The organism is Pseudomonas sp. PA1(2017) (assembly GCF_001945375.1).
GTDB lineage: Bacteria > Pseudomonadota > Gammaproteobacteria > Pseudomonadales > Pseudomonadaceae > Aquipseudomonas.
This window is the reverse complement of record NZ_MSXU01000010.1, coordinates 75,608-96,277: the sequence shown is the minus strand read 5'-3', so window position 1 is coordinate 96,277 and position 20,670 is coordinate 75,608. Positions and strand designations below refer to the sequence as shown.

At 65.3% G+C, this 20,670-nt stretch carries 19 protein-coding genes and 2 tRNA genes; 11 read left to right on the top strand and 10 right to left on the bottom strand.

Going from position 1 to position 20,670, the window contains the following annotated elements:
- The first annotated feature begins 26 nt into the window (after nucleotides 1-26).
- The 4 genes from BVH01_RS15005 to BVH01_RS14990 all read left to right on the top strand — a co-directional run bounded on the left by BVH01_RS15005 (nucleotide 27) and on the right by BVH01_RS14990 (nucleotide 5,849).
- Nucleotides 27-644, top strand: coding sequence for a glutathione S-transferase family protein (locus tag BVH01_RS15005; protein ID WP_075931125.1), 618 nt, complete (start codon nucleotides 27-29; stop codon nucleotides 642-644).
- A gap of 23 nt (nucleotides 645-667) precedes the next feature.
- Nucleotides 668-2,734 carry a pyridoxamine 5'-phosphate oxidase family protein gene (locus BVH01_RS15000; RefSeq protein WP_075931124.1) on the top strand — a complete coding sequence of 689 codons (2,067 nt, stop codon included), beginning with the start codon at nucleotides 668-670 and terminating at the stop codon, nucleotides 2,732-2,734.
- A gap of 253 nt (nucleotides 2,735-2,987) precedes the next feature.
- A complete protein-coding gene (locus BVH01_RS14995) occupies nucleotides 2,988-3,878 on the top strand; it encodes a LysR family transcriptional regulator (RefSeq protein WP_075931123.1) in 891 nt (296 codons plus the stop codon).
- A gap of 96 nt (nucleotides 3,879-3,974) precedes the next feature.
- Entirely contained in the window at nucleotides 3,975-5,849 is a 1,875-nt protein-coding gene (locus BVH01_RS14990) for an MFS transporter (protein WP_075931122.1), read from the top strand.
- Nucleotides 5,850-5,883: 34 nt separating this feature from the next.
- On the opposite strand, the gene sugE is transcribed toward BVH01_RS14990, so the two are convergent.
- From sugE to rdgC, 3 genes are all read right to left on the bottom strand, one after another.
- Entirely contained in the window at nucleotides 5,884-6,201 is a 318-nt protein-coding gene (gene sugE / locus BVH01_RS14985) for a quaternary ammonium compound efflux SMR transporter SugE (protein ID WP_075931121.1), read from the bottom strand.
- A gap of 108 nt (nucleotides 6,202-6,309) precedes the next feature.
- The gene (locus BVH01_RS14980; protein ID WP_075931120.1) at nucleotides 6,310-7,251 is read right to left on the bottom strand and encodes a bile acid:sodium symporter family protein; all 942 of its coding nucleotides are present in this window, start codon (nucleotides 7,249-7,251) and stop codon (nucleotides 6,310-6,312) included.
- Nucleotides 7,252-7,586: 335 nt separating this feature from the next.
- On the bottom strand, nucleotides 7,587-8,507 hold the full coding sequence (rdgC, locus tag BVH01_RS14975; RefSeq protein ID WP_075931119.1) for a recombination-associated protein RdgC: 921 nt from the start codon (nucleotides 8,505-8,507) through the stop codon (nucleotides 7,587-7,589).
- A gap of 321 nt (nucleotides 8,508-8,828) precedes the next feature.
- Here rdgC and BVH01_RS14970 point away from each other — a divergent pair.
- Together BVH01_RS14970 and BVH01_RS14965 are read left to right on the top strand one after the other, a co-directional pair.
- A tRNA-Val gene (locus BVH01_RS14970) sits at nucleotides 8,829-8,904 on the top strand.
- 12 nt (nucleotides 8,905-8,916) lie between these two features.
- Nucleotides 8,917-8,993: transfer RNA gene (locus tag BVH01_RS14965), tRNA-Asp, on the top strand.
- Between the two features lie 96 nt (nucleotides 8,994-9,089).
- Here the strand turns inward: BVH01_RS14965 and BVH01_RS14960 are convergent.
- Genes BVH01_RS14960 through BVH01_RS14945 form a run of 4 tightly spaced genes read right to left on the bottom strand, consistent with a single transcriptional unit; the run spans nucleotide 9,090 to nucleotide 11,031 of the window.
- A complete protein-coding gene (locus BVH01_RS14960) occupies nucleotides 9,090-9,758 on the bottom strand; it encodes a DUF3618 domain-containing protein (protein WP_075931118.1) in 669 nt (222 codons plus the stop codon).
- Nucleotides 9,755-10,159: a phage holin family protein gene (locus tag BVH01_RS14955; protein WP_075931117.1), complete on the bottom strand. Its 405-nt coding sequence runs from the start codon at nucleotides 10,157-10,159 to the stop codon at nucleotides 9,755-9,757. Before BVH01_RS14955 ends, BVH01_RS14960 begins: the two co-directional genes overlap by 4 nt.
- The gene (locus BVH01_RS14950) at nucleotides 10,156-10,569 is read right to left on the bottom strand and encodes a hypothetical protein (protein ID WP_075931116.1); all 414 of its coding nucleotides are present in this window, start codon (nucleotides 10,567-10,569) and stop codon (nucleotides 10,156-10,158) included. Before BVH01_RS14950 ends, BVH01_RS14955 begins: the two co-directional genes overlap by 4 nt.
- 45 nt (nucleotides 10,570-10,614) lie before the next feature.
- The gene (locus BVH01_RS14945; RefSeq protein ID WP_075931115.1) at nucleotides 10,615-11,031 is read right to left on the bottom strand and encodes a YgaP-like transmembrane domain; all 417 of its coding nucleotides are present in this window, start codon (nucleotides 11,029-11,031) and stop codon (nucleotides 10,615-10,617) included.
- 427 nt (nucleotides 11,032-11,458) lie between these two features.
- Here BVH01_RS14945 and BVH01_RS14940 point away from each other — a divergent pair, with 427 nt between their 5' ends.
- Nucleotides 11,459-13,252 (top strand): thiamine pyrophosphate-requiring protein, encoded by a 1,794-nt coding sequence (locus tag BVH01_RS14940; protein WP_075931114.1) that lies wholly within the window; start codon nucleotides 11,459-11,461, stop codon nucleotides 13,250-13,252.
- On the opposite strand, the gene BVH01_RS14935 is transcribed toward BVH01_RS14940, so the two are convergent.
- Nucleotides 13,249-13,746 (bottom strand): CinA family protein, encoded by a 498-nt coding sequence (locus BVH01_RS14935; RefSeq protein ID WP_075931113.1) that lies wholly within the window; start codon nucleotides 13,744-13,746, stop codon nucleotides 13,249-13,251. The two genes, BVH01_RS14940 and BVH01_RS14935, sit on opposite strands and share 4 nt — an antisense overlap.
- Before the next feature lie 148 nt (nucleotides 13,747-13,894).
- Here BVH01_RS14935 and BVH01_RS14930 point away from each other — a divergent pair, with 148 nt between their 5' ends.
- Nucleotides 13,895-14,695 (top strand): glucose 1-dehydrogenase, encoded by an 801-nt coding sequence (locus BVH01_RS14930; protein WP_075931112.1) that lies wholly within the window; start codon nucleotides 13,895-13,897, stop codon nucleotides 14,693-14,695.
- Nucleotides 14,688-16,499, top strand: coding sequence for a glycoside hydrolase family 15 protein (locus BVH01_RS14925; protein WP_075931111.1), 1,812 nt, complete (start codon nucleotides 14,688-14,690; stop codon nucleotides 16,497-16,499). The genes BVH01_RS14930 and BVH01_RS14925 overlap by 8 nt, the downstream gene beginning before the upstream one ends.
- A gap of 10 nt (nucleotides 16,500-16,509) precedes the next feature.
- On the opposite strand, the gene BVH01_RS14920 is transcribed toward BVH01_RS14925, so the two are convergent.
- The gene (locus tag BVH01_RS14920) at nucleotides 16,510-17,364 is read right to left on the bottom strand and encodes a DMT family transporter (RefSeq protein ID WP_075931110.1); all 855 of its coding nucleotides are present in this window, start codon (nucleotides 17,362-17,364) and stop codon (nucleotides 16,510-16,512) included.
- A gap of 148 nt (nucleotides 17,365-17,512) precedes the next feature.
- Here BVH01_RS14920 and BVH01_RS14915 point away from each other — a divergent pair, with 148 nt between their 5' ends.
- On the top strand, nucleotides 17,513-18,565 hold the full coding sequence (locus BVH01_RS14915) for a nitronate monooxygenase family protein (protein ID WP_075931109.1): 1,053 nt from the start codon (nucleotides 17,513-17,515) through the stop codon (nucleotides 18,563-18,565).
- A gap of 71 nt (nucleotides 18,566-18,636) precedes the next feature.
- On the opposite strand, the gene BVH01_RS14910 is transcribed toward BVH01_RS14915, so the two are convergent.
- Nucleotides 18,637-18,906 (bottom strand): hypothetical protein, encoded by a 270-nt coding sequence (locus tag BVH01_RS14910; RefSeq protein ID WP_075931108.1) that lies wholly within the window; start codon nucleotides 18,904-18,906, stop codon nucleotides 18,637-18,639.
- Nucleotides 18,907-19,364: 458 nt separating this feature from the next.
- On the opposite strand from BVH01_RS14910, the gene BVH01_RS14905 reads away from it, so the two are divergent.
- Complete coding sequence (locus BVH01_RS14905) at nucleotides 19,365-20,585, top strand: aspartate aminotransferase family protein (RefSeq protein ID WP_075931107.1); 1,221 nt, start codon at nucleotides 19,365-19,367, stop codon at nucleotides 20,583-20,585.
- Nucleotides 20,586-20,670 lie beyond the last annotated feature (85 nt).

Sequence of the window (20,670 nt, the reverse complement as noted above, 5' to 3'; positions counted from 1 at the left end):
GCCCACCGTCAACCAGGAGCCGACCCATGAAAATCCATCACGTTACGCTGTCAGGCCATGCCCATCGCGCCGTTCTGTTCGCTTCGCTGCTGGGCCTGAAGCCCGAGCTGGTCGAGGTCGACCTGGCCGGCGGTGCCAACAAACAGCCTGAATTCCTCGCGCTCAACCCCTTCGGCCAGGTGCCGGTGCTGGAAGACGACGGCGTGGTGGTCGCCGACTCCAACGCCATCCTCGTTTACCTGGCCAAGAAGACCGGGCGCACCGACTGGCTGCCGGAAGATCCCGCTGGTGCGGCGGCGGTGCAGCGCTGGCTGTCCGTGGCCGCCGGCGAACTGGCTTACGGCCCTTGCGCGGCGCGCCTGATCACGGTGTTCGGTGCCGACTTCAATGCCGAAGAAGTGATCGCCCGTGCCCACGTACTGCTCGCCCGCCTGGAGCGCCACCTGAGCGATCGCCAGTGGCTGGCCGCCGACCACCCGACCATCGCCGACGTGGCGCTGTACAGCTACCTGGCCCGGGCGCCGGAGGGCAACGTCGACCTGTCGGCCTACGAGCAGGTCCGGGCCTTCCTGGCGCGCATCGAGGCGCTGCCCGGCTTCGTGGCCATTCCCCAGACGCCTGCCGGGCTGACCGCCGGCGTTTGAGCTGCCGCCGAGGAGAACCGCACATGAGCGACCCAGCGAACGCGCCCGCCACCTGGCACTCGGGGGAAACCTTCATCCAAGCAAAACTCGGTGTAGTCGAACGGATGGACGCGGTCGGCAAGCGCGTGGTGCGTGACTTCATGCCCGACCAGCACCGGGATTTCTACGCCCAGCTGCCGTTCATCGTGCTGGGCAGCGTGGATGGGCAGGGCGATGCCTGGGCCGGCATGCTCGAAGGCCTGGCCGGTTTCATGGCCTCGCCGACGCCCACCGCGCTGGACATCGCGGCCCGGCCCCAGGCCGATGATCCCATCGCGGAGGGCATGGGCGAGGGCGCTGCGTTGGGCCTTCTGGGCATCGAGCTGCACAGCCGTCGGCGTAACCGCATGAACGGCGTGGTGGCGGCGGGCGGCAAGGGTCTGCGGGTGGCGGTCGAGCAGAGTTTCGGCAACTGCCCACGCTACATCCAGCAGCGCGATTTCACCTTTGCCCGTGATCCGGCGGCGCCGTTCGCCGCTACCGTCGAGCAGTTGCCGGCGCTGGATGCCGCGGCGCGGGCGGTGATCGAAGGCGCCGACACCTTTTTCGTGGCGACCTATGCCGATGTCGAAGGGCAGCGCCAGGTGGACGTCTCGCACCGTGGCGGCAACACCGGCTTCGTGCGCATCAATGCCGACGCCACCCTGACCATCCCGGACTTCAACGGCAACCTGTTCTTTTCCACCCTCGGCAACATCGTGCTCAACGGCAAGGCCGGTCTGCTGTTCGTGGATTTCACCACGGGCGACGTGCTGCAACTGAGCGGCGACGCCGAGGTGATCTTCGAATCCCCGGAAATCGGTGCCTTCCAGGGCGCTGAGCGGCTGTGGACCTTTCGTGCCCGGCGCATCATGCGGCGCCCGGGAGCCATGGCCTTGCGCTGGGCCATGCGCAAGGACGGCTGGGCGGACAGCTCGCTGCTCACCGGCAACTGGCAACAGGCTGCCGGTCAGCTGCGCGCGGCCCAGTACGCCACACAGTGGCGGCCGATGAGGATCGTGCGCATCGTTCAGGAAAGCCGGTCTATCCGTTCCCTGCACCTGGAGCCGGTCGACGGTGCCGGGGTGTTGCCGCACCTGGCCGGCCAGCATTTGCCGATTCGGCTGCAAATGGCCGCGGGCGAGAAGCCGCTGATTCGTACTTACACCCTGTCGGTGGCGCCGTCCGACGGCATCTACCGGATCAGCGTCAAGCGCGAGGGGCGGGTGTCGCAATTCATCCATGACGGGTTGCGCGAGGGCGACCTGATCGACGCCCGCGCGCCGGCCGGGGCATTCACCCTCGATGCGCAGGAGGAGCGCCCGCTGGTGCTGCTGGCCGGTGGCATCGGCATCACGCCGATGCTGGCGATGCTGCGCCATGTGGTCTACGAAGGCTGGCGTCGGCAGCGGATCAGGCCGGTCACATTGTTCTACGCCGCGCGCTCTAAAGCCGATCGCGCCTTCGACCGCGAACTCGGCGACCTGGTGGCCGCCGCCCAGGGCGCGGTCAGGCTGGTGCGGGTGCTGAGCGACAGCAGCGGCGCCGAGCCGGGTGTCGATTACGACACTGCTGGGCGCATCGACATGGCGCTGCTGACCCGTTATCTGGCCTTCGACGATTACGCCTTCTACCTGTGCGGGCCGCCGGCCTTCACCCAGGGGCTGTACGACGGCCTGCGCGGCTACAACATCGCCGATGGGCGCATCCATGCCGAAGGCTTCGGGCCGGCGTCCCTGGTGCGTCGCCCCGATCAGCCGGCGGCGGCCGCCGTGACGGCTCCGCCGGCCACCGAGGCGGTGCCGGTACTGTTTACCGAGTCCCTGAAGGAGGGGCGCTGGACACCGGGCTCCGGCACCTTGCTGGAGCTGGCCGAGGCTCGCGGCCTGGAACCGGAGTTCAGTTGCCGCGAAGGCTCTTGCGGCACCTGCAAGACGCGCCTGGTGAAAGGCGCGGTGAGCTACCTGAAAGAACCCAGCGCGCCCCACGGCGATGATGAAGTGCTGATCTGCTGTGCAGTACCGGCGCAGCCGCAAGGCGCCAGTGACGAGCGCCTCGAACTGGCGCTCTGAGCGGCGCAGAGAGCGAATCTGTGGCAGTCCGCGCAGCTTTTGTGGGAGGGCCTTCAGGCTCGATTTTGGCCAGCGGGGCGCACAAGAGCTCGAGGCTGAAGCCTCTCCTACGAGATTTCGGATGGCGGTATTTCTGCGTGGGCGCCTGACCTTGCAGCCCTGAACCGCATTGCCGCTCAGGACGCGCGGATACGGCATACTCGCTGGGCTGCGCCACCAGCGCAGCCAACGCTTAAAGCAGAGGAGCGGGTGGATGGATCGTTGGCAGGCGATGCGGGTATTCGTGAAGGTCGCGGAGACGGGCAGCTTCGCCAGTACCGCGCGGCAGATGCACATGAGCGCGCCGGCGGTGACGCGCATCGTCGCCGGCCTCGAGGACCTGATCGGCGCGCGATTGCTGGTGCGCACCACGCGTTCGGTGAAGACTACCGATGCCGGCAGCCGCTACCTGCAGGATTGCCGGCGCATTCTCGCCGACATCGCCGAGGCGGAACTGGCCGCTGCCGGGCATTATGCCGAGCCGTCCGGCACCCTGGCGGTGACCGCGGCGTCGATGTTCGGCCACCTGCACGTGCTGCCCCTGGTGCTCGATTATCTGGATGCCTACCCGGGCATGCACGCGCGCACCTTTTTCGTCGACCGGCCGGTGAATATCCTCGACGAGGGCATCGATGTGGCGGTTCGTATCGGTCACCTGGCGGATTCGGGCTTTACCGCCATCCAGGTCGGCGCGGTACGCCGGGTGATCTGCGCGGCGCCGTGTTACCTGGAGAAATACGGCGTGCCGACCACGCCCGCCGACTTGAAACACCATCGCATCGCCGTGTCGCAGAGCGCCTGGGCCTCACCGGAATGGCGCTTCGCCGAGGGCCAGCGAGTGCTGGTAGACCCGGTGCTGCAATGCAACACCAACGAGTCGGCGATCGCCACCGCCAGGGCCGGCTGGGGGCTGACCCGGGTGCTGCACTATCAAGTTGGTCAGGCGCTGCAGGAGGGCGCGTTGCAGATCGTGCTCGAAGACTTCGAGGAGCCACCGCTGCCGATTCACGTGCTGTACCCCGAGGGCCGTCAGGCGCCGGCCAAGGTGCGTGCCTTCGTCGACCTGGCCGTTGCGCGCCTGCGTGGTAACCCGCTGTTCAACTGAAAAGGCGCGACGCGTCGACAAAAATGCCCATGGCTGTGGCTTTGCCCGGGCAGTTGCAGTCCAATGCTCATCGAATCCGCAAAGGGAAAGGTATCGATGAGTCAGCACTCGCAATTCGCTCTGCTGAAGAGCCGGCGCTTCCTGCCGTTCTTCGTCACGCAGCTGCTCGGCGCGTTCAACGACAACATCTTCAAGCAGTCGTTGATCCTGGCGATTCTCTTCAAGCTCAGCCTTGACGCGGATCGCGACCTGCTGGTCAACGTCGCGGCCATGCTGTTCATCCTGCCGTTCTTCCTGTTTTCCGCCCTCGGCGGCCAGTTCGGCGAGAAGTTCGCCAAGGACCTGCTGATCCGCCGGCTGAAGTTCTTCGAGATCTTCATCATGCTGGTCGGCGCCCTCGGTGTGCTGCTCGGCAACCTGACGCTGATGCTCGCGGTGCTGTTCACCATGGGCATTCAATCGGCGCTGTTCGGCCCGGTGAAGTACTCGATCCTGCCCCAGGCGCTCAAGCCTGAGGAGTTGGTAGGCGGCAACGCGCTGGTGGAAATGGGCACCTTTCTGGCGATCCTGGCGGGCACCATCGGCGCCGGCATCATGCTCACCAGTGCTCACTACAGCGTGATCGTCGCCGTCTCGGTGGTGCTGGTGGCGATGCTCGGCTACCTGTCGGCCCGCGGCATTCCGCGGGCCGGTGCCGCGCTGCCGGATCTGACGCTGGACTGGAACATCTTCCGGCAAACCTGGCTGACCCTGCGCATGGGCCTGACGCAGCCCAAGGCGGTGTCGCGCTCGCTGGTCGGCAACTCCTGGTTCTGGTTTCTCGGCGCGGTGTACCTGACGCAGATCCCGGCCTATTCCAAGGAGTGGCTGCACGGTGACGAGAGCGTGGTCACCCTGATTCTCACCGTGTTCTCGGTGGGTATCGCGCTGGGCTCGATGCTTTGCGAGCGCATGAGCGGGCGCAAGGTGGAAATCGGCCTGGTGCCGTTCGGTTCCATCGGCCTGACGGTGTTCGGCATCCTGCTCTGGGCGGCCTCGGGCGGCATTCCCGAGGCGGCGCAGCCCTACGACTGGCTGGCGCTGCTGGGCTTCGGCCACGCCTGGTGGGTAATGGCCTCGATCCTCGGCATTGGCGTGTTCGGCGGCTTCTACATCGTGCCGCTGTATGCGTTGATCCAGTCGCGCACCGCCGAGAACGAGCGGGCCCGGGTGATCGCCGCCAACAACATCCTCAATGCGGCGTTCATGGTCGTCTCGGCAGTGGTGTCGATCCTGTTCCTGAGCGTCGCCGGGCTGTCGATCCCCCAGCTGTTCCTGGTCATTTCGCTGATGAACGTGGCGGTCAACAGCTACATCTTCAAGATCGTCCCCGAATTCACCATGCGCTTCCTGATCTGGATGCTCGGCCACTCCATGTACCGGGTGTCGCACAAGGGCCTCGACTCGATTCCGGAAGAGGGGCCGGCGGTGCTGGTGTGCAACCACGTGTCGTTCGTCGATGCGCTGCTGATCGGTGGTGCGGTGCGTCGCCCGGTGCGCTTCGTCATGTACTACAAGATCTACAACCTGCCGGTGCTCAACTTCATCTTCCGCACCGCCGGCACGGTGCCGATCGCCGGGCGCAGCGAAGACCTGCTGGTGTTCGATGCGGCGTTCAAGCGCATCGGCGAATACCTGCGCGACGGCGAGCTGGTGTGTATCTTCCCGGAGGGCAAGCTGACCGCCGACGGCGAGATCGACGAGTTCAAGGCGGGCGTGGAGCGCATCCTGCAGGACAACCCGGTGCCGGTGATTCCCATGGCGCTGGGCGGGCTGTGGGGCAGCTTCTTCAGCCGTGATCCGCGCAAGGGCCTGTTCCGCCGCTTCTGGTCGCGGATCGACCTGGTAGCGGGGGCGCCCATCGAGGCAACGTCGGCGACGCGGCAGGTGCTGCAGGCCGAGGTTAAGGCGTTGCGTGGGGATAATCGCTGAATGAAGAAGCCCGCCAATCGGCGGGCTTCTTCATTCAGCCGTGGCTCATCTTCAGGCCGATCAGCCCGCAGATGATCAGCGCCACGCTGACCAGGCGGATCAATGCCATGGACTCACCGAACAGGATGATCCCGGCGATCACCGTGCCAACGGCGCCCACGCCCGTCCAGATCGCGTAGGCGGTGCCCAGGGGCAGCTCCTTCATGGCCAGGCCGAGCAGGCCCAAACTGACCAGCATGGCGGCGATGGTGAGCACGGTCGGCAGGGGACGGGTGAAACCGTCGGTGTACTTCAGGCCGACGGCCCAGCCGACCTCGAACAGGCCGGCGAAGAACAGGATGATCCAGGACATAGGCGACTCCAGTCGAATGGGGTCGTCCCCGGTAATCATGCACTTGAGCCGGGGTCGTCCCCGGCGTGCTCCAATAGTGTGCACGATTGGCCGGTTGGGGCAAGCCGTTCAATCGGCCGGCTTGTCGTCCTTCATCCGCCGCAGGAAGGTGGCCAGCAACGCGCCGGAGAGGTTGTGCCACACGCTGAACAATGCGCTGGGCACTGCCGCCAACGGCGAGAAGTGGGCGCTGGCCAGGGCCGCGCCGAGCCCGGAGTTCTGCATGCCGACCTCGATGGACAGCGTCTTGCGTTGCGCCAGGGGCATGCCGGTCAGTACCCCGGCCAGGTAACCCAGGCCAAGCCCGAGGCCGTTGTGCAGCATCACCACCGCCATGATCAGCAGGCCCGACTCGGCGATCTTCGCCTGGCTGGCCGCCACTACCGCGGCGACAATGGCGACAATGGCCAGCACCGAAGTCAGTGGCAGGATATCCACCACCACGCGAACCTTGTCGCCCAGCACGCGCTGCACGATCAGGCCGAGAACGATGGGCAGCAGCACTACCTGAAGAATCGACAGGAACATGGCCGAGAAGGACACCGGCAACCATTCGGAGGCCAGCAGCCAGATCAACGCCGGTGTCACCACGGGCGCCATGAGTGTGGTGACCGAGGTGATCGATACCGACAGGGCCAGGTCGCCCCGGGCGAACCAGGTGATCACGTTGGAGGCGGTGCCGCCTGGGCAGCAGCCGACCAGAATTACCCCAACGGCGATCTCCGGTGGCAGGGCGAACAGTTTGCAGAGCAGCCAGGCTAGGCCCGGCATGATGATGAACTGCGCCAGCACGCCGACCAGCACGCGACCGGGGCGCCGCCCCACTTCACGAAAGTCCTCTGCTTTCAGGGTCAGGCCCATGCCGAACATGATCAACCCGAGCAGCGGCACGATGAATGCCGTCAGCGGCAGGAAGGCACTCGGAAGCAGAAACGCCAGCACGGCGAATAGCAGAACCCAGATGGCGAAGGTGTTGCCGACGAAGCGGCTGAGGGCGACCAAGGCAGACATGGCAGAAATTCCCTATAAAGCCGTAGCAGGCTCCAAAGGCGGAGCACTGTGCAGCCAGTTATTGTTGGATAGACAGCGGTGGCGGTCGGATGGAGCGGGGTATTGGGCTGTTGCAAGAGAGCAGCTGCAATTGAAAGGCTCGCGAGCTAAAGCCCTGCAAGCCTAGGCGGCCCCCACAAAATAGGCGAGAAACGCAGCGTAGCGAAGTAACAGCCGAAGGCTGGCCCGTAGGGTGAGCGCAGCGAATCAAGCGGCCGGGTCGCGACCGACTGTACTTTTGTACATGAGCGTTTCGAGCCTATTTTCAACGCCGCAGGGCCGACGCGCAGCAGCCTTTAGAGTCCTTGCGGAGTGTCTTCGCCCCCCAGGGCTTCGAACAGTGCCGGCAGGAACTCGATCAGGGTCAGCATCATCAGCGTGAAGCTGGCGTCCTGCTGGCTCAGGTCGTCGTCGCCGCCATCCTGTTCGGCCTGCTCCTGCAGCAGGTCCTCGAACTTCAGGCGCTTGACCACCAGCTTGTCATCGAGCACGAAGGACAGCTTGTCCTGCCAGGCCAGGGACAGTTGGGTCACCTGCTTGCCGGAGCTCATGTGCAGTTGCACTTCTTCGCCGGTCAGGTCCTGGCGCTTGCAGCGCACGATGCCGCCGTCTTCGTGAGTGTCGCGCAGCTCACACTCGTCCAGCACGTGGAAGTCGGCCGCGGCCTGCTGGGCCTTGACCCAGTCGGTCATGGTCGCGCTCGGAGCGATCTTCACGGTCAGCGGACGCACTGGCAGCGAGCCGATGGCTTCGCGCAGGGTGGAGAGTAGGTCTTCGGCGCGCTTGGGGCTCGAGGCGTTGACGATGATCAGGCCCTGGGCCGGGGCGATGGCGGCGAAGGTCGCGGACTTGCGAATGAAGGCGCGGGGCAGGAAGGCCTGGACGATCTCGTCCTTGATCTGCTCGCGCTCCTTCTTGTAGACCTTGCGCATCTGCTCGCTTTCGATCTCGTCGACCTTCTCCTTCACGGCGTCCTTGACCACGCTGCCGGGCAGAATGCGCTCTTCCTTGCGAGCGGAGATCAGCAGGAAGCCCTGGCTTTCATGCACCAGCGGTGCATCCTCGCCCTTGCCGAAAGGGGCAACGAACCCATAGGTCGCCAGTTCCTGGCTGGCGCAGGGGCGCGCCGGCTTGGCGGCCAGTGCGGTTTGCAGTTTTTCGGTATCGAAGTCGACGTCCTGGGTGAGGCGGTAGACCAGCAGGTTGCGAAACCACATGAGCGGGTTGTCTCCAGTTAATGGGTGCGCGCCGCGGCGCGCAGGAAATCTTCAATTCGGGCGCATGGCAGCTGCCTCAGGCAGCGCATGGGCAGTCTGGCGGCGGATAGGCAATCACGCCGCGCGACGATCAGACCCGCGCGAGGGCGCATTATTCCTTCCGCTGTTGGATTAGGCCAACCCCATATCGAGTCGTCGCGTGATTTGCCCCGCCAAATGGCGGTGATTGCTAAGCCTTTGGATCGCCAATAAATTTTTTTCACAAAGGGGGTTGCCAAGGGGCAGGGTGCTCTCTAGAATGCGCCCCACTTCGAGAGTGAAGGGTGATTAGCTCAGCCGGGAGAGCATCTGCCTTACAAGCAGAGGGTCGGCGGTTCGATCCCGTCATCACCCACCAATCGAGGTATGCGCAGCGGTAGTTCAGTCGGTTAGAATACCGGCCTGTCACGCCGGGGGTCGCGGGTTCGAGTCCCGTCCGCTGCGCCATATATCGCTTCCAGGGCCCACTGAACACCCGGGAGCAACGTAAAAAAGCGCCTTAGGGCGCTTTTTTCGTTTCTGCGTTTCGCCTTTTACCCGACGTCAGATCGCGCCGGGGCGAAAGGGTGGCTCGTCATCCGGCACATCGGCGAGTTCATCGAAGCCGGCTTCGATATCCGGCACCACGTAGCTTTCCTTTACCAGCTCGTCTTCTAGCGAGTGCCGGCGCCCTGTGCCCAGCAGCCCCACCAAGGCGCCTGCTGCCAAACCGGCAGCCGCGAAGGCCCACGGGTGGCGATGCACGGCCTGGCTCACGGCGCTGGCGCTCTGCTTGACCTGTTGTGTCGCGGCGCTGGCACCATCGGCAAGGTCGTGCAGTTTGCGGCGCGCGGCTTGGGTGCTCTGTTCCAGCGACTGTTTGGCACTGTGCAGGGCATCGGCCAGGGATTCGTGATCCTCCGGCGCATCAGGCTCGGGCGCCTTCGGCGTGTGTCGGCGCGCCTGCTCGACGGCCAGCCAGGCCAGGCCGATGGCGGTCATGGCGACCGGTACCGGGTTGGCCTTGAGGGTTTGCCCCAGGCGTTCGGCCATTTCCAGGCCGCCGCTGTCGCGACCATAGGCTAGCGCTTGGTCGATCAGCCGCTGCGGGGTCAGGCGTGCCTCCACGTCATCGATAAGTGCATCGATACGGCTGCGCTGCTGGTCGATTTCCTGCTCGAGCACTTCCGGGGACTTGAGCGATTCGGTGGCGATGCTGCTATGGGTACTCATGACATTTGCCTCTGCACCGCTTCCTTGTCTTTCTGCAAGGAGTCCAGGGTGCGTTCGGGAGTGAGTTGGGAAGGGGCGAATTTCTGTTGCCCGACCTTGAGCATGATCAGGCCGATCACGATCACCACGACGCCTACGATCAATGCGGCCGCCCAAGGCGGCATCACTTCGCTGAGGCCATAGACAGCGGCGAGCAGCAGCATCAGCACGCCGCACAGCAGCACGATGGCACCGCCCGCGACGGCGGCGATGCCGGTCTTTGTGGCTTGCAACGAAGCATTGAGCTCGACCTTGGCCAGCGCCAGCTCCTTGGTGAATAGCGTCTGCACTTCTCGCGTCAACTGGCGCAGCAGGCCGAGCAGCGAGGGCTCCAGTGGCGGTTGCCGGAGATCGTCGTTCATCGCAACGTCCCTCCATGGGAATAGCCATCAGCGTGGCTGCGTCGCTTGCGCAACACGCGACTCACCAAAATGCCTACCGCCACGCCGCCGGCCGCCAGCCACAGCGGATGCTTGCGGGCGAAGCGGTCGACGCTGTGCACGGCGTGGCCGCTGTAGTTGTTCAAGGCGTCGCGTAGAGCGGCGAGTTGGCGCCCGGCCTCGCGCAAGCGATCCGGCGAGGCCATGGCGTCGGGGTTTTCCAGGTCGGCGATGGTGGAGCGGGCGATGTTGGCCAGGGCTTCCAACTCATCGGTATGCGACTGCTCGGCCTGGATGCGTGCGCGTAGTCGTTCCTGAGCATCGTGCTGCCAGTGCCCGGAAATGATCTTGGCAGGGCGCTTGTGCGGGCGGTCTTTGCTGTCGTTATCCATATGACTACACCTGTTGATGCTAAAAATGCGGTATGGCAATGCCTGTTATCGGCTCTGCTCGCGGCTGGCGAATTCATCGGCAATCGGCGTGCCCAGGTCCGCTGGTGCCGGCGTGACTGGTACCGGCGGCACGGGCGGAGCTGGCGTGGCGCGGGTGCGATCGGCGACTTCCTCGGCCATCAGCACCAGCTCCTGGAGGCGCTGTACACGGGCGCGCAGGTAGCGGATTTCAGCCAGCGGGTCGTCCACCGCGCTTTTCACGCTGCAATGCCCGCTCAGCCCACGCAGCAGCAACAGGCCGCCCACGCTCAACTGGCGCCGGCCACGCTCGCCGTGCTTGCTCGCGCCGAGCGTGGCCAGCAGCAATCCCCCGCCGATGGACAACAGGCGCTCCCAGCCTCTGACGTTCTGAGGCGCCGGGCCCTGTCGTTCGGGTTGCGATTGCGGTTCGAAGGCGACCATGTGTTCACTCCTGCCTGATGTGACGGGCCAACGGTTCAAGCCTGCTCAAACGGGGTCGGGCTGTGGCTTGTCCGGTAGCGCATCGTTGTCGGGTTCGTGGGGCTGGCCGAGTGGAGGGGGCTCGCCTGGCAAGTCGGGTGCCTGGGTCGGATCGGGTACTCGCTGGGTCATGCCTCGTCCCTCGGTGCGTTGCTCTAGAGGGTTTGAGGGTGACGGGCGCTGCATGTTCGATCTTTTTGCCCCGCGGCGGCTTGCCTTCAACCCAGGTGCAGCGGTCTGGCAGAAACCTTAAACCTCTGTGAGCGGGCCCCGGTCAAGATTTTCTGTCCGGCAGCGAACTACCGGGCCGAGCCGTCGCGCACAGAGACCTCGCGTGGCAACTCCATCCATGTCGGCCCAGCGGGCCCGAACTTCGAGCGAGTTTTCCATGAGCATGACCGTCGCAGATTTCATCGTAGAACGCCTTCACGAATGGGGCGTTCGGCGCATCTATGGCTATCCAGGGGATGGCATCAACGGCGTATTCGGCGCCCTGGCCAAGGCCGAGGGCAAGATCCGCTTCATCCAGGCGCGCCATGAGGAAATGGCCGCGTTCATGGCGGCGGCCGACGCCAAGTTCTCTGGCGACCTGGGCGTATGCATCGCCACCTCCGGTCCCGGTGCGGCCCATCTGCTCACCGGTTTGTACGATGCGCGCATGGACCACATGCCGGTGCTGGCGATCGTCGGCCAGCAGGCGCGCAACGCCCTGGGCGGCCATTACCAGCAGGAGGTGGATCTACTGTCGATGTTCAAGGACGTCGCCGGCGCCTTCGTCCAGCAGGCCAGCGCGCCGTCCCAGGTGCGTCACCTGGTCGACCGCAGCATTCGCACGGCGCTGGGCGATCGTCGGGTGACGGCGATCATTCTGCCCAATGATCTACAGACGCTGCCCTACGAGGAGCCGCCCCGCGAGCACGGCACCCTGCATTCGGGCGTAGGTTACAGCCGGCCGCGGGTTGTGCCGTACGAGGCTGACCTGCAGCGCGCCGCGGATGTGCTCAATGCCGGCAAGAAGGTAGCGATCCTGATCGGTGCCGGCGCGCTCGGTGCTGGCAAACAGGTGACCGAGGTGGCCGAAGTGCTGGGTGCCGGCGTGGCCAAGGCGTTACTCGGCAAAGCCGCGCTGCCGGACGATCTGCCCTGGGTGACCGGCTCCATCGGCCTGCTGGGCACCAAGCCCAGTTATCAGATGATGAACGAATGCGACACCTTGCTGATGATCGGCTCGGGCTTTCCCTATGCCGAATTCCTGCCCAAGGAAGGCCAGGCGCGCGCCGTGCAGATCGATATCCAGGCCGACATGCTCGGCTTGCGCTATCCCATGGAGGTCAATTTGCAGGGCGATGCCGCGGACACCCTGCAGGCGCTGCTGCCGTTGCTCGAACGCAAGACGCTGCGCACCTGGCGCAAGCGCATCGAACGCTGGACGGCGCAGTGGCAGACCACCCTGAAGCGCCGCGCCATGGCTTCGGCTTCGCCGATCAACCCGCAGCGGGTGGCCTTCGAGCTGTCGCCGCGCCTGCCGGATCGCGCGGTGGTGACCAGTGATTCCGGCTCCTGCGCCAACTGGTTCGCCCGTGACGTAAAGATGCGCGAGGACATGCTCTGTTCGCTGTCCGGTGGTCTGGCCTCCATGGGCGCGGCGGTTCCCTATGCGATTGCCGCCAAGTTCGCCCACCCGGATCGCCCAGTGGTGGCGCTGGTCGGCGACGGCGCCATGCAGATGAACAACATGGCCGAGCTGATCACGGTCGCCAAATACTGGCGCGAATGGCAGGACAAGCGCTGGATCTGCGCGGTGTTCAACAACGAAGACCTCAACCAGGTGACCTGGGAGCAGCGGGTGATGGAAGGCGACCCGAAGTTCTCGGCCTCCCAGGACATTCCCAGCGTCGCCTATCACCAGTTCGCCGAGTCCATCGGGTTGCTGGGGATATATGTCGACCGCGAGGAGGACGTCGCGGCGGCCTGGGAGCAGGCGCTGGCCGCTGACCGCCCGGTGGTCATCGAATTCAAGACCGACCCCGATGTGCCGCCTTTGCCGCCGCATATCACCTTGGCCCAGGCCAAGGCCTTTGCGTCCACTCTGTGGCAGGGCGACCCGAACCAGGGCGGCATCCTGCGCCAGGCCACCAAGCAGGTATTGGGTTCGATCCTGCCTGGTAAAGGCCGGCGCTAACCCTCGCCAAGCAGCTGCGCGTGCCGCTCGGGCAGGCGCAGCAGGGCGAAGCGGGCGGCTTCATCGAGGATGCGCGAGCGGTCGCCGGCGAAATGTTCGGTGCTCGAATACAGCTGGATGTTGCCGTCTGCCAGGCGAAAGGCCCAGGCGAAGCACAGGGTGCCGGCAGCAATCTCGCCCTGTGGTTCGGGACCCGCGACGCCTGTGGTGGCGACGGCGACATTGGCCGGGCTGCCGTCTAGCGCGCCCTTGGCCATGGCCCGCGCCACTTCCTCGCTGGTCAGGTTGAAGTTGTCGAGGGTGTGCTGGCTCACGCCCAGCAAGCGTTTCTTGGCGGCTGGCGAATACACCACATGACCGCTGTCCAGGCATTCGCCGCTGCCGGGATGCTTGGCGAGCAGCGCCACGACCATGCCGGCGGTGCAGGACTCGGCGGTGGTCAGATACAACTTGTGACGCTTCAGATAATCGAGCAGCGCTTCGATGTCTTGCATGGCAACTCTCCTCCCATGGCCGGTTATTCTTGGATCGGAGCGCCGCCCTGGAGGTGCTGGCAGCCTGATCGACGGCAGCGGGTTTTTCCCTGAACTCTGCCGCTTTGCTTTCAGTCAGGTGTAGCAAGTCGAGGAAAGGGAAACGGCCATGCTCATCTCTCTGCAGTCTCAGGTCGCGCTGGTCACCGGGGCGAGTTCAGGTATCGGCGCGGCTTCGGCCAAGGCGCTGGCCGAAGCGGGCGCCGCGGTGGTGCTCAACTATCGGTCCGGGCGTGAGGCTGCCGAAAAGCTCGCCGCGCAAATTCGCGATGGTGGTGGCCAGGCCATCGCCGTACAGGCGGATGTGTCCAGCGAGCAGGACGTCGAGGCGCTGTTCGCTGAAACCCTTTCCGCGTTCGGGCGGCTGGACATTCTGCTGGCCAATTCCGGCATGCAGCGCGACGCGCCGACCGTGGACATGAGCCTGGACGAGTGGAACCAGGTGCTGCAGGTCAACCTCACCGGTCAGTTTCTCTGCGTGCGCGCGGCGCTGCGGCAGTTCGCCGAGCAGGGCATTCGCGAGGAGATTTCCCGCGCGGCCGGCAAGATCATCCAGATGAGTTCCGTGCACCAGCTGATTCCCTGGGCAGGGCGCGCCAACTACGCGGCCTCCAAGGGCGGGCTCGACCTGCTGATGCGCAGCGTGGCCCAGGAAGTGGGCGAGCAGCGCATTCGCGTCAACGCAATTGCGCCGGGGGCCATCCGCACCGCGATCAACCGTGAAGCCACCGAAGGTGCGGCTGCCGACAAATTGCTCGAGCTGATTCCCTACGGCCGTATCGGCGACGCTCAGGACGTCGCCAATGCGGTGGTTTGGCTGGCCTCCGACATGGCTGATTACGTTCACGGCACCACGCTGTTCATCGACGGCGGCATGAGCCTTTACCCGGAGTTTCGTGACAATGGCTGATATCCATAATCGTCAGATGCCCATCGAGGCCCACGGCATCATCGGCGACATGCGCAGTGCCGCGCTGGTCGCCGACAGTGGTTGCGTGGACTTCTTCTGCTGGCCGGATTTCGACAGCCCGTCGATCTTCAGTGCCTTGCTCGACAAGCCCGAAGCCGGGGTTTTCCAGCTGGCGCCGGATCTGCCCGAGGCGCGCCGTCAACAGCTGTATCTGCCTGATACCAACGTGCTGCAAACGCGCTGGCTGGACGAGCAGGCGATAGTGGAATGCACCGACCTGATGCCGATCAACGCGGATGTCGACGCTGCGCCAAGGCTGATTCGCACCATTCGCGTGGTCTCCGGCCACGCCACCATCCGCCTGCGCTGCCGGGTGCGCCACGACTACAGCCGCGCTGACACGGTCGCCGAGCTGGAAGGCGGCGACGTGCTGTTCACTGCGCCGGGCCAACCCAGCCTGCGGCTATCGGCGAGCGAGGCGCTGGAGGTCGACGATCAGTGCGCAGTTGCCGAATTCGAGCTGCGCGAAGGCGAGCACGCGGAGTTCGTGCTCGGTGCGCCGGATGATCCTCTGGTGTCCGCTGGTGCCTGCGAGCATTGCCGCGACGAGACCGTGAGGTACTGGCGGCGCTGGATGAAGCAGTCCAACTACCGCGGACGCTGGCGCGAGATGGTCCATCGATCGGCGTTGGCGCTCAAGCTGCTGACCTCGCGCAAGCACGGCGGCATCATCGCCGCCGCCACCTACGGCCTGCCGGAAGCGCCGGGCGGTGAGCGCAACTGGGATTATCGCTACACCTGGATTCGCGACGCCTCGTTCACCGTATACGCCTTCATGCGTCTGGGTTTCTCCGACGAGGCCAATGCCTTCATGCGTTGGGTGCGCGACCGCGTCGAAGACTGCTCGGAAACGCCGGCGCACCTGCGCATTCTCTACAGCCTGCGCGGGCAGCATCACTTGCCTGAAAGCTCCCTCGATCACCTGGCCGGCCATGGCGGCGCTAAGCCGGTGCGTATCGGCAACGAAGCCCACGAGCAAACCCAGCTGGATATCTTCGGCGAACTGCTGGACGCCGTTTACCTGGCCAACAAGTACGGCGAGGCGATCTCCCACGAGGGTTGGAAACACGTGGTGGGCATCGTCGATCAGGTATGCGACAGCTGGCAGCAGAAGGATGTCGGCATCTGGGAGATTCGCGGCGAGGAGCAACATTTCCTGCATTCGCGGCTGATGTGCTGGGTCGCGCTGGATCGTGCCATCCGCCTGGCCCAGAAACGTTCGCTGCCGGCGCCGTTCGCGCGCTGGAACGACGAGCGCCAGGCCATCCATGACGACATATGGAACAATTTCTGGGACGAGAGCTGCGGCCATTTCGTGCAGCGCATCGGCTGCCAGGACGTCGACGGCTCCATGCTGCTGATGCCGTTGATGCGTTTCGTCGCCGCCACCGACCCGCGCTGGCTGGCGACCCTGGAGGCCGTCGAGCAGCAACTGGTGCGCGACGGCATGGTGTATCGCTATCGCACCGACGACGGGCTGGAAGGCGAGGAGGGCTCGTTCATGGCGTGCTCGTTCTGGTACGTCGAGTGCCTGGCGCGTGCCGGCAGGATTGAAAAGGCCCATCTGGAGTTCGAGCAACTGTTGCGCTATGCCAACCCGCTGGGTTTGTACGCCGAGGAACTGGACAAGCGCGGCCACCATCTGGGCAACACGCCCCAGGCGCTGAGCCACCTGGCACTGATCAGCGCGGCGAGCTTTCTCGACCACCGGCTCAGCGGCGAGCGCACCACCTGGCAACCTTGAGTAAGAGTGGTCAGTGGCCGCCCTGCAGGCCGGCCCAGGCCACGGCGCCAAGAATCAGCGCGCCACCGAGCAACATGCCGGCGGTCGGTACGGCACCGAACAGCAACCAGGCGCCGGCGATGGCATAGATCGGCTCCATGGTGATCACCACTGCAGCGGTGTGGGTGCGCACGTGGCGCAGCGAGGCGATGAACAGGCTGTAGGCCAGGGCCGTGCACAGCACGCCCAGGGCCGCCAGTTGCCACCAGTCGTGAGTGCTGATGGTCGGCATCTCCGGCAGGCACCAGAACAGCAGCGCGAAGCTGATTGCCAGGCATTGCCACCAGCACGAAGCCAGGCCATCGACGTTGCTGGCCGCATGCTTGTTGGCCACGGCAATCGCCGCATATATCGCACCGGACAGCACGCCGTAGAGCAGGCCGACGGTGGCGCCATCGCGCAGGTCGAACGACGGGGTGATCAGTACCAGCCCGATCGATACCAGCACCAGTATCCCGCGATCACTACGCCCCAGGCGCTGGCCGAACACCAGCCGTTCGGTCAGCGCGGTGAACGCGGGAAACGAGGCGAAGCCCAGGGTCGCCACGGCCACGCCGCCGGTTTGCACCGCCATGAAGAACAGCAGCCAGTGCGCCCCCAGCACCAGGCCCGTGGCCAGTAGCTTGGCAGCGGTGGCCGAAGTGACGCCGCGCCAGGGCCGCTTGCCCAGGCACAGGCAGAAAAGGCTCAGGGCCAAGAGCGCGAAGGCCGAGCGGCCCAGCACGATCATGCTGGCGCTGACCTTCAGTGATTCGCCGAACAGCGCCGAAACGCCGACCAGCAGGGCGGCCGTATGCAACTGAACGTGGGCGGTGCGAAGGCTCATCGGGGACCTGCCTGATCGGAGAAGTTACAGAGTGCCAAGTCAGGGGCGGCAGGTAAAACGGATTGTGCGGCTGGCCGGTCAGGTGAGCGTTACGCGGCCCGCGGCGTTATAGTCGGGAGCCGTGTCATCTTCATCAAGCGAGGATCTTATGAGTTGCGCAGCTCTGGGCATCGACTATCCGATCATCCAAGCCCCCATGGCGGGCACCGCCACGCCGGCTCTTGCCGCGGCGGTCAGCAACGCCGGCGGGCTGGGCTCGATCTCCATCGCCGCGGTGCAGGCCGAGGCCGGCCGGCAGATGATCCGGGAAACCCGAGCCGCTACGAGCAAACCGTTCAACATCAACGTGTTCTGCCATCGCCTGAGCGTCGCTGATGCGGCCAGGGAACAGGCGTGGCTGGCGCACTTGCAGCCTTATTTCGCCGAGTTCGGCGCGGCTGCGCCAGAGGCCATCCGGGATATCTACTGCAGTTTCCAGGAGGACGAAGGGCAACTGCAGGTTCTGCTGGAAGAACGACCGCCCATCGTCAGCTTTCATCTTGGGCTGCCGCCTCAGCCGCGCATCGATGCCCTGAAAAGCGCCGGCATCACCTTGCTGGCGTCGGCCACCACGCTGGAGGAGGGGTTGCTGGCCCAGGATGCGGGCATCGACATCATCGTTGCCCAGGGCATCGAGGCCGGCGGCCACCGCGGCGTTTTCGACCCAGCCTACGATCAGGGCATCGGCACGCTGGCCCTGGTGCGGGTGCTGGTCAAGCACCTGAAGCGCCCGGTGATCGCCGCTGGCGGCATCATGGATGGCGCCGGGATCGCCGCGGCCTTGAGCTTGGGGGCCAGCGCTGCGCAGCTGGGCACCGCATTCATTCTTTGCCCCGAGTCGGCCGCCAACGAGGCCTATCGCCGCATGCTGGGCAGCGAGCGGGCGCAGGTCACCCAGGTCACTACGGCGATTTCCGGGCGCCTGGCGCGCGGCATCGTCAATCGTTTCATGGCCGAAGTCGGGGCGCCCGGCCACCCTGCAGTGCCTGGGTTCGGGATTGCCTACGATGCTGGCAAGCAACTGATCGCCGCCGCCGCCAAGGCCGGCAATGCCGAGTTCGCCGCCCATTGGGCCGGGCAGGGCGCGGCCCTGGCTCGGGCGATGCCGGCGGCCGAACTGGTTGCTGTGCTGCAGCGCGAGTACTTGGCGGCACGCGGCTAAACGGGGACTGCTGACGGGGGAGAGCATTTAGGCGGGCCGACGACGTCGGCCCGTACGGGAAGCGATGCGACTCAGGCCGAGTGCAGCTGGACTTCCTCTATGGCATCGACGCGGGTCGGGGCTTCGACACCAGTCAGTTCGCTGATCAGCACCCACTGCTGATCCAGCTCACGGCTCACCGCGCCGAGGCGGGTGATCATCTTCGAAGCGGCAGAGCGAACGCCGCTGTCATCGCTGCGCAGCAGGTCGAATGACAGCGCCGTCATGGCGGCAGTCATATGGGTGATGCTGCGAGAGGTGAGGGTGAGCAGTTCGGTCAGTTGTTGTTCTTTGGCGGTCATCTCGTGCTTCCTTGACTGGACGAGTCGATGCACAGCATTGATAGGAACCTGCGTCAGACCATCAGATCCTTGATGGCCGACAGTGAGACGTCGTTCACAATAGAACGTCGCACTGCGAGCAAAATGATATCACCGTCACTCCAGGGGCTGGCAATATGCCGCAGCAGGGCGAATGAAAATATTTTTCATGCCCCAGGCCGCTTCGGGTCGGCAAATCCCTTGCTGATCCGCCCCACCTCGATGGGTGCTGTCGATAAATGTTAGTCGACCCGTGCGCCGGAGCAGCCGCAACGTTTAAACTGCACCTCGCGGGCCGACGGACGGAGTTCCCCCAGCTGCGGCCAGCTACGGCGCTGTAAGAAGTTGTCGCATGCCGGCAATGCCCGCCCATTAGCACCCCCTACAATCTTTCGCATCGCAGGCCCGCCAGGCCTGTGTGTCTCGTCAGGAGAGTCCCGATGTCCGTTCAGCACGACCCGGTGCAACGCGCCGATTTCGACCAGGTGATGGTGCCCAGTTACGCGCCGGCTACGTTCGTACCGGTTCGCGGCGCCGGTTCGCGCGTCTGGGACCAGAGCGGTCGCGAGCTGATCGACTTCTCCGGCGGCATCGCCGTCAACGCCCTGGGCCATGCCCATCCGGCGCTGGTCCAGGCGCTGACCGAGCAGGCCGGCAAGCTGTGGCACGTCTCCAACGTGTTCACCAACGAGCCGGCGCTGCGCCTGGCCAAGAAGCTGGTGGACGCCACCTTTGCCGACCGAGTGTTCCTCTGCAACTCCGGCGCCGAAGCCAACGAAGCGGCGTTCAAACTGGCCCGCCGTGTAGCCCACGACCGCTTCGGGGCGGACAAGTACGAGATCATCGCGGCGACCAACAGCTTCCATGGCCGTACCCTGTTCACCGTCAGCGTCGGTGGCCAGCCGAAGTATTCCGATGGCTTCGGGCCGAAGATCCAGGGCATCACCCATGTGCCGTACAACGACCTGGAAGCACTCAAGGCGGCGATCAGCGACAAAACCTGCGCCGTCGTCATCGAGCCGATTCAGGGCGAGGGTGGCGTGCTGCCGGCGGATCTGGCCTATCTGCAAGGCGCTCGCGCGCTGTGCGACGAGCACAACGCGCTGCTGGTGTTCGACGAGGTGCAGAGCGGTGTCGGCCGTTCCGGTCATCTGTATGCCTACCAGCACTACGGCGTGACGCCTGACGTGCTGTCCAGCGCCAAGAGCCTGGGCGGCGGTTTCCCGATCGCGGCGATGCTGACCACCGACGCCCTGGCCAGCCATCTGGCCGTCGGCACCCATGGCACCACCTATGGCGGTAACCCGTTGGGCTGCGCGGTCGCCGAGGCGCTGCTCGACGTGGTCAACACACCCGAGGTACTGGCGGGCGTCAAGGCCAAGCATGAGCGCTTCAAGACTCGCCTGCTGCAGATCGGCGAGCGCTACGGGGTGTTCTCCGGAGTGCGCGGCATGGGCCTGTTGATCGGCGCGGTGCTCTCCGATGCCTGGAAAGGCAAAGCGCGTGAATTTTTCGATGCGGCGGCCGGCGAGAATCTGATGATCCTGCAGGCCGGCCCGGACGTGGTGCGCTTTGCGCCCAGCCTGGTGATCGAGGATGCCGACATCGACGAGGGTCTGGATCGCTTCGAGCGTGCCGTGGCCAAGCTGGCCGGCGCCTGACCCTTACGGGCGGCTGGGCGCCGCCCGCTCAATTCGCTGTGTCGGCCCGTGCCGGCCAGCCTCACGGACGATGATTCTCGCTGCC